General features: G+C 51.2%; 15 protein-coding genes. 2 read left to right on the forward strand and 13 right to left on the reverse strand.

The genetic code is table 11. From position 1 onward, the window contains the following. Window positions 1–3 precede the first annotated feature (3 nt). Window positions 4–798 (reverse strand): YetF domain-containing protein, encoded by a 795-nt coding sequence (locus BLR64_RS04305; protein ID WP_090712508.1) that lies wholly within the window; start codon window positions 796–798, stop codon window positions 4–6. Between the two features lie 273 nt (window positions 799–1071). Here BLR64_RS04305 and BLR64_RS04310 point away from each other — a divergent pair, with 273 nt between their 5' ends. Both BLR64_RS04310 and BLR64_RS04315 read left to right on the forward strand, forming a co-directional pair. After that, the gene (locus tag BLR64_RS04310) at window positions 1072–1464 is read left to right on the forward strand and encodes a TIGR04086 family membrane protein (protein ID WP_090712510.1); all 393 of its coding nucleotides are present in this window, start codon (window positions 1072–1074) and stop codon (window positions 1462–1464) included. A gap of 210 nt (window positions 1465–1674) precedes the next feature. Continuing rightward, the gene (locus BLR64_RS04315) at window positions 1675–2394 is read left to right on the forward strand and encodes a phosphatase PAP2 family protein (protein WP_244157609.1); all 720 of its coding nucleotides are present in this window, start codon (window positions 1675–1677) and stop codon (window positions 2392–2394) included. Window positions 2395–2470: 76 nt separating this feature from the next. Here BLR64_RS04315 and yajC read toward each other — a convergent pair whose 3' ends face one another. The 12 genes from yajC to BLR64_RS04375 form a co-directional block, all read right to left on the reverse strand. After that, complete coding sequence (gene yajC, locus BLR64_RS04320) at window positions 2471–2779, reverse strand: preprotein translocase subunit YajC (protein ID WP_090712514.1); 309 nt, start codon at window positions 2777–2779, stop codon at window positions 2471–2473. 120 nt (window positions 2780–2899) lie between these two features. After that, window positions 2900–4036 carry a tRNA guanosine(34) transglycosylase Tgt gene (tgt, locus tag BLR64_RS04325; RefSeq protein WP_068726619.1) on the reverse strand — a complete coding sequence of 379 codons (1137 nt, stop codon included), beginning with the start codon at window positions 4034–4036 and terminating at the stop codon, window positions 2900–2902. Window positions 4037–4057: 21 nt separating this feature from the next. Then, on the reverse strand, window positions 4058–5086 hold the full coding sequence (gene queA, locus BLR64_RS04330) for a tRNA preQ1(34) S-adenosylmethionine ribosyltransferase-isomerase QueA (protein ID WP_090712516.1): 1029 nt from the start codon (window positions 5084–5086) through the stop codon (window positions 4058–4060). A 9-nt stretch (window positions 5087–5095) separates the two neighbouring features. Further along, window positions 5096–7174, reverse strand: coding sequence for a SpoIID/LytB domain-containing protein (locus BLR64_RS04335; RefSeq protein WP_090712517.1), 2079 nt, complete (start codon window positions 7172–7174; stop codon window positions 5096–5098). Window positions 7175–7227: 53 nt separating this feature from the next. Further along, window positions 7228–8235, reverse strand: a complete 1008-nt coding sequence (ruvB, locus tag BLR64_RS04340) for a Holliday junction branch migration DNA helicase RuvB (RefSeq protein WP_068726625.1) — start codon at window positions 8233–8235, stop codon at window positions 7228–7230. A gap of 38 nt (window positions 8236–8273) precedes the next feature. Continuing rightward, a complete protein-coding gene (ruvA, locus tag BLR64_RS04345) occupies window positions 8274–8897 on the reverse strand; it encodes a Holliday junction branch migration protein RuvA (protein WP_090712519.1) in 624 nt (207 codons plus the stop codon). Continuing rightward, window positions 8894–9397 (reverse strand): crossover junction endodeoxyribonuclease RuvC, encoded by a 504-nt coding sequence (gene ruvC / locus BLR64_RS04350; protein ID WP_090712521.1) that lies wholly within the window; start codon window positions 9395–9397, stop codon window positions 8894–8896. The genes ruvA and ruvC overlap by 4 nt, the downstream gene beginning before the upstream one ends. Before the next feature lie 219 nt (window positions 9398–9616). Next, window positions 9617–10351, reverse strand: coding sequence for a LytR/AlgR family response regulator transcription factor (locus BLR64_RS04355; protein WP_090712524.1), 735 nt, complete (start codon window positions 10349–10351; stop codon window positions 9617–9619). Between the two features lie 15 nt (window positions 10352–10366). Further along, the gene (locus tag BLR64_RS04360; protein ID WP_244157610.1) at window positions 10367–11662 is read right to left on the reverse strand and encodes a sensor histidine kinase; all 1296 of its coding nucleotides are present in this window, start codon (window positions 11660–11662) and stop codon (window positions 10367–10369) included. A 193-nt stretch (window positions 11663–11855) separates the two neighbouring features. Further along, window positions 11856–12026: a cyclic lactone autoinducer peptide gene (locus BLR64_RS04365; RefSeq protein ID WP_090712526.1), complete on the reverse strand. Its 171-nt coding sequence runs from the start codon at window positions 12024–12026 to the stop codon at window positions 11856–11858. Continuing rightward, entirely contained in the window at window positions 11998–12636 is a 639-nt protein-coding gene (locus BLR64_RS04370; protein WP_090712528.1) for an accessory gene regulator B family protein, read from the reverse strand. Before BLR64_RS04370 ends, BLR64_RS04365 begins: the two co-directional genes overlap by 29 nt. 245 nt (window positions 12637–12881) lie before the next feature. Next, window positions 12882–13556, reverse strand: a complete 675-nt coding sequence (locus BLR64_RS04375) for a 4'-phosphopantetheinyl transferase family protein (protein ID WP_090712529.1) — start codon at window positions 13554–13556, stop codon at window positions 12882–12884.

The raw sequence follows: 13556 nt of genomic DNA on the forward strand, positions 1-13556 counted from the left end.
AGGTTAGCGGCTTCGCTGCCGGTCTACATAAATTTTACCGGTATGATCAATTGAGCATAAAAAGACATCCCGGAAATCGGATACACCCTTCTGGCGGATCTGCGTCCGCAGCCAGAACCGGTTTTTACCGATCATCTCCAGATTATCGTCCTGTACCTTTCCGTCCATTATCAGCGGCACCGGCAGGCCTTCGTACCTGATTTTGCTCTTGGAAATATTGACTCCTGACGCGTTTCCTGACTTCCCGGAGCCGCCTGTGCTGCTAGAGCCGGTGCCAGAACTCTGGTCCTGATTCTCGGCGGTATCGCTGCTGTTGCCGGACTGGTTGGATGACGAGACATTTTTGTTCTTCTCAATGACCGTCAGCTGGCCGCTCGTCTCCAGAATCGCAAATTCCACATCGGCCGGGCTGACAATATTCTGCCCGCGCAGCTGCAGCAGCAGATCATCCATATTGTAGCGCTGCCTGCGCATTTCACTCCGGTGCAGCTTCCCGTTTGAGATCAGCACGCTTGGCCTTCCGTCAATCAGCAGCCGCAGCTTTCTGCTTTTGAGACTGAGCTGGGCAACAATAATCTGGATTACAACCAGAGTTACCATCGGGGTTATACCGTCATAGATAGGGCGTTTAATATCATCAATGACAAAAACAGCAATCTCCGCGATCATAATGGAAATCGTCAGATCAAACACTGACAGCTTGCCAATTTCCCGTTTCCCCATAACCCGCATACACAGGAAAATGAAGAAATACATCAGCACGGTCAGAAAGATATGACTGGTAATATGCTGAAACATATTCTCTCCGCTCCCCTTTCCGTATCTCACCCGCAGCCGGTGGTGCCGGGGTGGATGAATGTAACCCTATTCTGGCCTCACTGCCAAGGGAACATTCGGAAGCTGCCTTATAAATTACTGGTAAATGAACTGCCTTTGCCAAACTTGTACTATTGGGGCAAGCCCTCCCATACAATATGTAGTAACGGTACAGCATCATTTAAAATGTCTTTGTATTTTATACGCGGCTACTTCAATGGAAGGTTTGCTAAAAAAAATTTAGGGGGTTCTATCATGTATTTATTCCGGCGTCTGTTCTCGTGGAGAATATCCAGTCCTGTGCTTTCAGGGTTATCCCGCTCCTTTATGTGGATGCTGCTGGGAGCCATCGTCCTCTCACTTTTGCTGTGGGGCAGCGGAATGAAGGAACAGGATCTCGCGATGTACACCTACATAGTCCACGGGATTGCCGCCGCCTTCGGGGGGTTGACCGCAGGACGGAGAGCCTCAAGCAAGGGCTGGTATCAAGGCGCGCTGACAGGGGTATTTTATGGCGTGATTGTACTGCTGGTCGGATTTCTTGCACTGGACAGCTCGCCAGCCGGTATAGACGGCTTATGGGTGCTTGCAGCAGCGGCAATTGGCGCACTCGGCGGTATATTTGGCGTCAATTTACAAAAAAACTAACAAATTTAATTAGGAGAACCTGAAATCTTTGATTAAAATTATGGTACACTGGGTTCATCTGATCTGTTTTTGCTCGAGGAGGCTTTGACTATCTTGCTTTACCAATCCATGAATCATGTAGTGCTGTTTACGATAGTAATTGTTGTCCTGTTAATCTGGCTCGGCTCTAGGCGCAATCCCTTATCAGCATTCTTAGAGCTAGGGAGGGAGTTGCTCCGATCCTATAAGTTTTTATTAATTGTCGCCGGTATGATCAGCGTCCTGACCCTTAATAAATATGAACTTCAGATTGAGAAAAAAATGCATCTCGGCTCTGACTTCACCTCATTGATATTCGGGCTTGAGGGACACTTCGTCCAGCATGTCCAGCAGCTCTTTTATGCACCTTGGCTGACACCGGTGATTGTGTTCTTCTATATTTTTATGCTCCAGTCTGTGCTTGGCGCTTCGCTGGGTGTGTATTTGCTGGATAAGAACCGTGTCATGCTATATGCGACCTGCTATACGATCATGCTGGTCTATGCCGCTGCGATACCGTTCTATCTCTACTTTCCGGTTAATGAGGTCTGGGCCTATGCCCCGGCTGGCGTGCGGTTTACAATGCTGGATGTGTTTCCGCGATTTGAACAGGAATACCGGCCGCTTTCCGGCCTTAACAACTGCTTCCCGAGCCTGCATACGGCCATTTCTGTCTCCACTGCGATTCTGGCTTACCGCTCCGGCAACCGGCGCTGGATGGCGATTACGACCGTTTCAGCCGCTCTGATTGTATTCGGAATTTTCTATCTTGGCATCCACTGGCTTACCGATATGATCGGGGGCACTGTACTGGCCGTGGTCTCCACTTCTGTAGCTGTCCAGCTGGCTAAGCTTACTCTTCGCAGCGGCCAGGAGACCCTTACCGTTCCTAGCCGGGTTACCAATTCATAACCTTTCATCTGCACAATAAAAAAGCGGCGTTCCTCCATAAGAGAGGACGCCGCTTTTATGTACGTAATAAACGGAATTATTCTTTATCTTCCGCAATTGTAACTGCATGGCTGATTGACCCGCGGTCAAACGTCAGCTTGGTTACATCATTTACCCGCAGGACAACGATATCGTCGGACAGCTCAACAATCGTACCGTGCAGGCCGCCGATCGTAACGATCTTGTCGCCTTTCTTCAGCGCTTTGAGCATGGCGTTGCGCGTCTTGGTCTTCTTCTGCTGCGGACGGATCAGCAGGAAATAGAATACCACGAACATGAGCACAAACGGGCCTACCAGCCCCAGAATGCTTCCGCCGCCTCCAGTACTTGATGCTAATTGAAACATATTTCTCCCCCCTTTCAATATGCATGGAAGCACAATCTAGTTCTCTAGTACGCTTTTACTGCAAGTTAAGTCATTACTGTTCATGCTGCAATAAGACCATATGGTAAACACACAGTTGTACTAGAAGCCTTTAAGATTATCATACAATCCGTATTGTGCAAAAAACTCATCGCGGAAATCAAGCAGCCGGTCTTCTCTGATGGCTTCACGCACCTTGCGCATCAAATCCAGCAGGAACTGCAGATTATGATAGGTCGTTAAACGCAGGCCAAAGGTTTCATCGGCTTTGATCAGATGACGTAAGTAAGCACGGGAATAATTCCGGCAGGTATAGCAGTTGCACTCCGGATCAAGCGGCCCGAAATCACGGGCATACTGCGCATTGCGCACAACAAGTCTTCCCTGGCTGGTCATCGTTGTTCCGTTGCGGGCGATACGGGTAGGCAGGACGCAGTCGAACATGTCCACTCCGCGGATTGCCCCCTCAAGCAGCGCATCCGGTGAACCGACGCCCATCAGATAACGCGGTTTATTCTGCGGCAGGAGCGGAACGGTATAATCCAGCACATCATACATAATCTGCTTGGACTCACCGACGCTGAGCCCCCCAATAGCATACCCCGGGAAATCCATGGAAGTCAAATCAGCAGCACTCTGGCGGCGAAGGTCTTCATACATGCCCCCCTGCACGATTGCAAACAGGCCCTGATCCTCCGGACGGGCGTGTGCCTTGAGGCATCTTTCCGCCCAGCGCGTTGTGCGCTCCAGCGATTTTTTGACGTAATCATATTCCGCCGGGTAAGGCGGACACTCGTCGAACGCCATCATAATATCGGAACCGAGTGCATTCTGTACCTCCATCGCTACTTCCGGCGACAGGAACTTCTTGTCTCCGTTAAGGTGAGAGCGGAAATGAACGCCTTCCTCGGTAATTTTGCGCATGTCACTGAGCGAGAACACCTGAAAACCGCCGCTGTCCGTCAGAATCGGACGATCCCAGTTCATGAATTTATGCAGTCCGCCGGCTTCGCGGACAATATCGTGGCCCGGACGCAAAAACAGATGATAGGTGTTGCTAAGGATAATCTGGGCATCCATCTGCTTGAGCTCTTCAGGGGCCATTGTTTTGACAGTGGCCTGTGTGCCCACCGGCATAAAGGTAGGCGTCTCAATGATTCCGTGCGGTGTGTGGACTCTGCCGAGCCGGGCTCCGGACTGCTTACAGGTCTTAATGTGTTCATACGTAATTGCTGCCATATCGTTAACCCTTTCTCTTGCTTAATAAATAAACATTGCATCACCGAAGCTGAAGAAACGGTAATGCTCTTTGATTGCCTCCTCATAAGCGGCGAGGATATGCTCACGACCTGCTAAAGCGCTGACCAGCATAACAAGTGTGGATTTCGGCAGGTGGAAATTCGTAATCAGCGCATTGACCACTGTAAACTGATAGCCGGGATAAATGAAAATATCCGTCCAGCCGCTGCAGGCTGTAAGCGGTCCGCCAGCCGCCTGTCTTCCGACCGTTTCAAGTGTCCGGCAGGAGGTGGTGCCGACAGCAATAATCCGTCCGCCCCTTGATCTCGCTTCATTGAGCAGGTCCGCTGTCTCCTGGGACAGCATATAATATTCGGCATGCATAACATGCTCTTCAACCTTATCTACCGACATCGGCCGGAAGGTGCCCAGTCCAACATGAAGGGTAATATACGCGATATTTACGCCTTTAGCGGCGATCTGCTCCAGCAGTTCCTTCGTAAAATGCAGCCCTGCCGTAGGTGCAGCCGCTGATCCCTCGTGGCGGGCATATACCGTCTGATACCGTTCACGGTCATCCAGTGTCTCCTTAATATAAGGAGGCAGCGGCATTGAACCCAGCCGGTCGAGAATTTCCTGAAAAATCCCCTTATAGATGAAGCGGAGTGTCCGTCCGCCCATATCGGCCTCTTCTTCAATAACAGCCTTGAGTTCATCGCTGAACACAATAACTGCACCGTTCTTCAGCTTCTTGCCCGGCTTCACCAGCGCTTCCCAGCGGTCTTCGCCCAGGCTCTTCAGAAGCAGCACCTCAGCCTTGGCACCGGTATCTTCCTTGACACCGAACAGTCTGGCCGGAATGACCCTGGTGTCATTCAGCACCAAGGTATCTCCCGGCTGAAACTGCTCCAGTATATCTGTGAAATGCCGGTGTTGAATCTGCCCGTTCTCCTTGTCCACCATCAGCAGTCTTGAAGCACTGCGGTCAAGCAGCGGAGTCTGGGCAATCAGCTCCTCCGGCAGATGAAAGTCATAATCTTCTACGTTCATACTCTGTCTTCATTCCTTAACTATAGTAACGTTATTAAAATAGTGTTGCAATATTTGCTTATAATCATACCCTTTGTCCGCCATCCCCTTCACGCCCCATTGGGACATGCCGAGTCCATGCCCGTTGCCCCAGCCGATGAAATAAAATCCGCTGGTCCCGGTTACGACTCTTGCGGCAGCATCCGCGCCCATGACAACCGTTCCGCTGGTATTCGCAGACACCTTGCCGGTAGCGGACAACACACCCGCAGTCTGCGAGCCGCTGACTGTAGCGGTTTTGCCGTCAGCGCCTAATACAGTATAACTGCCGGAAGGTACAATATCAAACAAGGTGCTGGGCAATCCGCCAAAGGCAGACCGGAACAAATCCGGGTATTTCACCTGCAGGATTTCGCCGTTTGCCTTCACCTGCGTTGCTCTGCCCGAAGGCCCGCGCTGCGTTACCTGCAGGCTGATAATGGAAGAAGGCAGAGCATTGCTGGTCTTGCCGCTCAGGCTCTTGAGCAGCTCGGCTGAAGTATACGGCCCTTTGATCCAGCTGTAGCTGCCGTTTTCGTAGACCTGGTCCAGCACAACGGCGTTGTCACCCGGATTCAGCTTCCCTACGGGGCTGGAACTGCTCTCAATAACCGGCAGCGGCCGGACATTCACATCCTTGGTTGTTGCCGTCGCAATGCTGAGTCCGGCCGCATTCCTGCTTCCGGTCAGCTTGATATTATCCTCACGGGCATAACCGGCCACACCGCTTGGCAGCAGGAGATAATACCATTTCTTTGAGGTTCCCACCGCGGCCGCATCCTCTGCGCTGAGTACGCTGACGAAGGTATTCCCTCCGTTATTCCATACCTCGGAAGGGTCGGCTGTCCTGCCGCCGCTATTGGAGGAAAAGACCGCTTCGACCACCTTCCCGCTGCTCATCAGCACCTCGCCGGCAGTGTCATCAACAGCCTTGGAGATTACCGGGGCTTCAGCGCCGATTCCGTTATAGACCTGGCTAAGTGTCGTATCGACCACATTCGCCACCTCAAATTTGTTGCCCTGGGCCCGCGCATAGCTTCTTGCAGCCACCGCCTGTGCCTTCAGCGCTTCGGCCGGCCAGCCCGAGGAAACTTCTCCGCCCACTACAGCATACAGATACTGTTCCATGGGAACCACATTAATAACAGCCAGTGATCCGGCAAGTCCGCTCAGCTCCAGATCCCCGCGGTAGGTCCGTTTGGATCTTTCGGTGATCTGGATTCCGGATGCGTTGCCGGCCGCAGTAAACTTCGCTCCGCTGCCGGAGACAACATAATGAAACGCCTGCCCCTGGCTCGTCCAGTCCATTCCTGCATCTGTGCGGATGATCAAACCCGGGGTGCTCACAGCAGTTGTACCCCAGGACAGCTGCGGCAGAGCTGCCGCTGCCTGTACCTGCAGAGCAGCCAGCTCACTGTCGTTCACCGCTTCTCCGGCCCATACCTGGAACCGGGCGCTGCCGTCAGCACCTGCCGCCAGCACCTTCCAGGCATCCATTCCGGCATCTGTGATACTCACAAGCACGGTCTCTGCTTCCTGTGAGGTGGCAAAATCACCGGCCAGCAGATGCTTATTGCCCTTCACGGCTGCAGCCTGACCGTCCGGAATGGACAGGCCGGCCTTATTGACGCGGGCAAACCCGTCCTTGGCAGCAGCTTCACTGGCATAAGGAGCCGTGTACAACTGGTATACACTGGCGCCGCCGCGTGTTGTCACGAACAGCTGCGGCTTATCGGAAGTGGCCTGCAGCTTCTTCGCGGCATCGGCTGCAGTCTGCCAGGAGGAGGTCTCCATTACTTTGACCTTGTAGAGATCCAGACTCGCGCGGATTTTGTTATTGCCGGGAACCGGAAGCAGCGTTGTTCCGCCGGCCATCAGATTGAAGGCTTCTGCAGACTGCAGTGTAACGAACGGGACAGTCGATTTATATTTGCTGCCGATATCGGCATATAGGGCAACCCTGATCGGTGCGGATTCGGCATAAGTGCCGCCTGCAGGAACAAGCAAACTTCCGGCGGTCAGCGCTGCCGCAAGCAGCGCCCGGCTTAGCTGCCTGGCAAACTTCATCATGTCATCCCCCTTGGAGTTAGTTGTAGGCTAAAGATTACTGTCAGGACATATCCTTAATTCGGCTGCGGCGGAAGCGGCAGGCCCAAATGATGATATGCGGCAGGAGTTACGATTCTGCCTCTTGGCGTCCGCTGCAGAAAGCCGATCTGCAGCAGGTACGGTTCATATACATCTTCAATCGTCTGACTCTCTTCACCGATCGTAGCAGCAATCGTATCCAGCCCGACTGGCCCGCCGCGGAACGAGGTGATCATGGCATTCAGCATTTTATGGTCTATGCTGTCCAGCCCGCGCGGGTCAACCTGCAGCATCTTCAGTGATTCGGCGGCAATCTCCGGGGTGATAATTCCATCCCCGCGCACCTGCGCGAAGTCACGGACCCGCTTCAGCAGGCGGTTGGCAATACGCGGTGTCCCCCGGGATCGCAGGGCAACCGCCTCTGCGGCATCACCGACAATCTCAATGCCGAGCATTTCGGCACTGCGCGAGACAATGAAGCTGAGCTCGTCGATGGTGTAGTATTCCAGACGGCTAACCACACCAAAGCGGTCGCGCAGCGGCGCAGACAGCAGACCGGCGCGGGTCGTGGCCCCGATCAGCGTAAACGGCGGCAGATCCAGCCGGACGGAGCGGGCACTTGGCCCTTTGCCGATCATAATATCCAGGGCAAAGTCCTCCATAGCCGGATACATGACCTCCTCCACCGTGCGGTGCAGCCGGTGAATCTCGTCGATGAACAACACGTCGCCCTCCTGCAGATTGGTCAGCAGGGCGGCCAGATCGCCGGGCCGTTCAATCGCCGGGCCTGAGGTTGTCCGCAGATTTACGCCGAGCTCGTTGGCGATAATATTCGCCAGCGTCGTTTTGCCGAGTCCCGGCGGCCCGTACAGCAGCACATGATCCAGCGCCTCACTGCGCATCTTGGCGGCTTCAATATATATCTTCAGGTTTTCCTTCACCTGATTCTGTCCGATGTACTCGCCTAAATAACGCGGACGCAGGCTGAATTCCACCGCCTGCTCGTCCATCATCAGATTGGCCGATATAATCCGGTCATCCATTGTTTATCACTCCGTTCTTCAACACTGTTAGCAGCCTCTTACTTGGCAATATACAGCAGCCCCAGCGCCTTCTTCATCAGCACATCGACAGTTCCCGTATCCGCGCCTTCCTTCTTCATTGTCAGCCATACACGGTCGAGCTCTGCCTCTGTATATCCGAGTGCCTTCAGTGCATCCCGCGCCTCTTCCCAAGGCAGGGCGGCAGCCTTCGCCTCCGCTTCAGCCGCTACCGCGAACAAGCCGGTCTGGATCGGCACGGAGCTCAGTCCGTCCAGCTTGTCGCGCAGGTCGAGGATCATCCGCTGGGCGGTCTTCTTGCCGATGCCCGGCAGCTTGGTCAGGAAGGTAATATTCTCCTGGTAGATGGCCGAGATCAGCTGATCCGGCGTCCCCCCGGTCAGAATGCCGAGCGCGACCCGCGGTCCGATGCCGGACACCTCAATCAGCTTGCGGAACAGCTTCTGCTCCTCCCGGGTCGGGAACCCGAACAGCAGCGTGGCATCCTCACGGGTCTGATAGTGGATATAGACCATTACCGGACCTTCCGTCTTGGCAAAGGCATACGGATTCGGACAGAATACCCGGTAGCCTACCCCTTGTATATCTAGCACAATATATTCGGACTCCAGATAAACGACAGGTCCTCTTAAAAAATCTATCATTTTCGCAATACCTCATTTAATTTGGAATTTAGACTCACGGAATGGGCATGGCACACCGCTACCGCCAGGGCATCGGCCACATCATCCGGCTTCGGGACAGCAGACAGCTTCAAAAGCAGCTTCACCATCTCCTGCACCTGCTTCTTCTCGGCCTTGCCGTATCCGACAACCGCCTGCTTCACCATCATTGGCGTATATTCGTAAACAGGGAGCCCCTTCTGTACAGCCGCCAGAATCAGCACACCGCGGGCCTGCGCTACCGGGAGGGCTGTCGTTACGTTCCGGGCAAAAAACAGCTTCTCTATAGCAACCATGTCCGGCTTGTATCGGTCAATGAGCTGAACCATGCCCTCATAGACATGCAAAAGCCGCTCTTCCTCCGGCGTATGCGCCTCTGTCTGAATAGAGCCATACTGAACGGGTGTCAGTTTATTTCCTGTCTTATCAATAAAACCGAAGCCGACAATCGCCAGCCCCGGGTCAATTCCCAAAATACGCAAATCCGATCTCTCCTCTGCTACAGGCAGGATATTCCTCATGACGGCCCATTGTCCGCCCCTAAAGCGAACATATGTATTCCTTCTAACCATTATAACAAAAATCCCTCTGGCGGGAGCATAAAATTTGCTGTACCTGCAGATTAAGAGACAAAAAAAAGCGGATGCCCGGCCGCCCCGGTGCCGATCCGCTCTTTCAGTAATATAATTATAGTTTTGTTATCAGTGCGGAATAATATCCTTCAGTCCCCCGAGAAAACGGCTGGAGGCATAACAAATTTCCCCGTTAGTCATCCGGATTTCACGGTTCTTCGTATCGACCTCGGCAATATTATCCTTATTGACGACAAAGGAATTGTGACATCGGTAGAACCGCGAGTCCATCTCCAGAATATCCTTCAGCTTGCCGTAGAACTCGACCTGGCGGTTTTTGGCATGCAGGATGATTTTGTGCAGCTGCGGCGAGGTCTCAAAGAATAAAATATCATTATAATCCACGCTGATCATCTTATCGCCGGATTTGGTCTGGAATTTCTTAATATTGTTATACTTGTTCTGCAGATAACGGGTATTGGCAGTATCAATGCACTCAATAACGCGCTGGCGGATATCTGTAAATTTGTCCTTCGTTATATAATCCATTGCTTCCACCTTGTAGGTGAATGTTAAATAGGTCAGCTCCGAGTGAGTGGTCACGAAGACAATGGCTCCGAGACTGTCATACTGGCGGATCTCTGCGCCCAGTGCAATTCCGCTTTTCTCCTCCTGCAGATCAACATCCAGAAAGTACAGCCCCGTCACCCGGTTATTCTGCAGATAGTCAAGGATATCCTGGGAACGCCCTGTGGAGATGACCAGCTTCATATCCAGATTTTCCATCATAATATAGTTCTCTATGTAACTGTTAAGCCGCTTTCTTTGTTCCGGGTCATCTTCGCATACAAATATCTCCAGCATCAAACTTCCTCCCGTCTAGTAAACTTCCAATTCCTGAATAAACTGTCCGTCTTTCCTGTATGTATCCAGCGTAACACCGGCGCACTGGGAGACAATCTCCCTCAGGTTGCTCAGCCCGAGCCCGCGGCCCGTACCTTTGGTGGAGAACCCCTTTTCAAAAATCTGGTGCAGCTCGGGACCGTCCGGCTGGCAGCTGTTCGCGACGGCAATCAGCAGACCTCCGGAACGCTTGACCAGTGCAACACGCAGGTTGGAGACTTCGCATTTGACCGCCTCCTCAATGGCATTATCGAGGATAATCCCCAGACACCGGCAGAGCTTGACGGAATCCATATTGATGGCTTCAATCGGCTCTACTGCCTCTACAACAGCGTCGATATGCAGCTCCTGGGCACGGATCAGCTTCGAGGACAGAATGCCCTTCAGCTCCTGGACCTTTACATTTTGCAGCGTTCCCAGCTTATAGTTGTTATTCTGCATCCCCTGGCTGATCGGAAGGATCTTGTGGTCAAAATAGGTACTCAGCCCTTCCATATCCTTCGATCTTATGTATTCGGACATCGACAGCAGTATGTTGATATAATCATGGCGGAATTTCTGCATGTCGGTGTACATCATTTCCAGATTGTCGGTGTACTCCAGGAGACGTTCATACTGCTCCTGCTTGCCCTGCATCGCAGCTTCTTTCATTACACTGCGCGTCAGCACCATGAAAACACCGATTAATAGAATGAAATAAAATGCAAACAGCAGACTGTTCGCCTGAATATTGGCATTCGTAAATCCCTGCTGCTTCCCGATCAAAATATTGGCATAAAAGATCACTACCGTAATTACGCAAAGTATGGCAAACAAAATCCCGTATCTGCGGAATAAAAGATCATATGCCTGGAATCTGGTGAAAAGAAACCGGACGGCAAAAGCGAGAAGAATGGCAATCACGAAATAAGTAGGGTAGTAGTACATATTGTTCAGAAATCCGTCGTTAATCTCTTCAGGAGAGGTATTGAAGAACCTGATAAATATACCGCTTGTTATGTAGTCGCTAATTACAGAAATAATTATCGCTATAATCGGAAAAATGATACTGAATACAATTCCCCTGGACTTCCAGTAGCTCGATGCAATACACAAAAGCAGAATAATGGCAATACTGGGGACACCGATCAAGATGTAGAGAGGATACCCGATACAAAGAGCGCCTATGAACATTACAAGACTGAATTTTAGACTGAATCTGCGCTGATTTAAAATGTAAATACTCAAACACAGTGTAAGCATTTGAGCGCCAACTGCAAGTAATTCCTTCAAAATCCCTATCCCCCTCAGTAAAAAGTTTATTCTGTAATTTTATACAAGATTGGTACTTTAACCCTATCCATTTCATTGTAATTCATACAAGATAAACTAGTAAAGCTGAATAACCCGAAAAAATCCCCTATACCGGGGATCTTTTCGGGTTCTGTTCATTCCGCTGCTGCTCAGTATCGCTTGGAGCGCATAATTATTTATTGGCTGAGGCCTTCAACAGCTCCATTGGAATTTTAGGTTCATGGAACAGCAGCGAGCAGCAGGTTTCCATTGCAATATCTCCGCTCTTGATTGCCGCACTTCTCACTGCTGCGGCCATACCGTCTTTTACCTCGTTAAACATTCTTTGCGTCATAGTTTTCATAATTATTATAGCTCCTTTTCAATAGTTTATAGGTTATTGGCAGAATCATCATTACTTGAAGCAGAATTCCCGTGAGCAGTAAAGCCTTGACCGTGGGGCTTGGAATCACCAGAGCGGTAAATACAATCAGCAGACTGGACCTTGTTGTAGCCCTTCTTAATTTCTCTCTTCTTTCTTTGCCAAGCAGCGGAAATTTATCTGTATCCGCCGGTGCATACCGGTAAAGCAGCAATGTAGCCAGTAAACCAATGATTCCTACCTGTATGTTGTTGAACCTTATGTATTGTTCGCATAAATACGGTATGCCTATGAACATTGCAGTACTTGATATACTGCACATCAAGCTGCTGCTTGCATGGAGGCCAAATGCTGTTTTGCGGATCGCGAAGTAGGCGCCGTGCATGATTAATGTCTGCCAGAGCAGATGGAACAGGATTGCCGCTCCGTAGACAAGAACCATTTTACTCAGGTTAATCAGCAGCATTTCAAATCCCAGCTTCATTTTCAGGTAATCAATGTATTCTCCCTCACGCTCCTTGTTTAATTTCTCGGCCATTTTGCAGGCCAGCGATTCGGTAAATCCCATCTTTACTGCTTCTTCAGCTTCCATCTTATTTGGTCACCTCTCTTGTCCTTTATATTAAACTTTTATTGGAGAGATGAATGATTCAGGCGCAGGATGCCGCTCACATATAGCAACTGCGAACATAAATGCCGGGGCATGTCCTAAATGTGCCTTTTTTACACGTACCTGTGAAAACGAATACAGCGGCTTGGACAAAAAAACACCGCCGCTCAACCGGGAAAGTTCCGGGTGCAGCGGCGGCGGATGAGCGGGCGGGATCATTAAAGGCTTCAAGTGTCGATCAGAACCTTCAGGACATCGCCCACCTCAATCTTTTGCGGGACGACCAGGCTGCAGATTTCCTGATCGTTTTTCATAAAGGAGTAGCCGGTCAGGAACGGGAAGTTTTTGAAGCAGACCTTGAACACCTCCGTACCGAACATGATCTCCGGCCTGATTGCGGAGATTTCATAAATGGAGTAATCCGCGAGCAGCCCCATCTTGAAGGCCTTCCCCAGCGCTTCCTTGCAGCTGAAGAACATGTAAGCGAAACGGACGGACGAGCCATATCCGGCTATCAGCTCCTTTTCCCCGGTGCTCAGCATTTCTTCAATCGGCACCTCCAGCCGGATGGTCTCCATATCAATGCCTACTATATTATCCTTGGAGTAGACAACGGAAAGCACATAGCGCTTGGAATGGCTGAGACCCACCTCGACCGGCTGGTCCTTGATAATCGGATAACGCAGGCTTCCATACTCAACGGTGATCCCGCTGAGCTTCCCTTTAAAGGAAGCAGACTGGCTGGCCAGATTTTTTTTGATCGCATAACGCCCGTACAGAAATTCCCTGCGCCGGCTCTCACTGCAGATATTGCAGTACATTATATACTCTGTAGAGCTTAATATTTCACTGGCCTCGAAGGCATGCTGCTCCTTCATATCGATCAGGTGCGGACTAATCAT

Source organism: Paenibacillus typhae (assembly GCF_900099765.1).
Taxonomy (GTDB): domain Bacteria; phylum Bacillota; class Bacilli; order Paenibacillales; family Paenibacillaceae; genus Paenibacillus_AQ; species Paenibacillus_AQ typhae.

Excerpts from the sequence above, each read along its gene's own strand:
- BLR64_RS04305 (WP_090712508.1), bottom strand. The coding sequence starts at position 798 with ATGTTTCAGCATATTACCAGTCATATCTTTCTGACCGTGCTGATGTAT.
- BLR64_RS04310 (WP_090712510.1), top strand. The coding sequence starts at position 1,072 with ATGTATTTATTCCGGCGTCTGTTCTCGTGGAGAATATCCAGTCCTGTG.
- yajC (WP_090712514.1), bottom strand. The coding sequence starts at position 2,779 with ATGTTTCAATTAGCATCAAGTACTGGAGGCGGCGGAAGCATTCTGGGG.
- tgt (WP_068726619.1), bottom strand. The coding sequence starts at position 4,036 with ATGGCAGCAATTACGTATGAACACATTAAGACCTGTAAGCAGTCCGGA.
- queA (WP_090712516.1), bottom strand. The coding sequence starts at position 5,086 with ATGAACGTAGAAGATTATGACTTTCATCTGCCGGAGGAGCTGATTGCC.
- BLR64_RS04335 (WP_090712517.1), bottom strand. The coding sequence starts at position 7,174 with ATGATGAAGTTTGCCAGGCAGCTAAGCCGGGCGCTGCTTGCGGCAGCG.
- ruvB (WP_068726625.1), bottom strand. The coding sequence starts at position 8,235 with ATGGATGACCGGATTATATCGGCCAATCTGATGATGGACGAGCAGGCG.
- ruvA (WP_090712519.1), bottom strand. The coding sequence starts at position 8,897 with ATGATAGATTTTTTAAGAGGACCTGTCGTTTATCTGGAGTCCGAATAT.
- BLR64_RS04355 (WP_090712524.1), bottom strand. The coding sequence starts at position 10,351 with ATGCTGGAGATATTTGTATGCGAAGATGACCCGGAACAAAGAAAGCGG.
- BLR64_RS04365 (WP_090712526.1), bottom strand. The coding sequence starts at position 12,026 with ATGAAAACTATGACGCAAAGAATGTTTAACGAGGTAAAAGACGGTATG.
- BLR64_RS04370 (WP_090712528.1), bottom strand. The coding sequence starts at position 12,636 with ATGGAAGCTGAAGAAGCAGTAAAGATGGGATTTACCGAATCGCTGGCC.
- BLR64_RS04375 (WP_090712529.1), bottom strand. The coding sequence starts at position 13,556 with ATGATTAGTCCGCACCTGATCGATATGAAGGAGCAGCATGCCTTCGAG.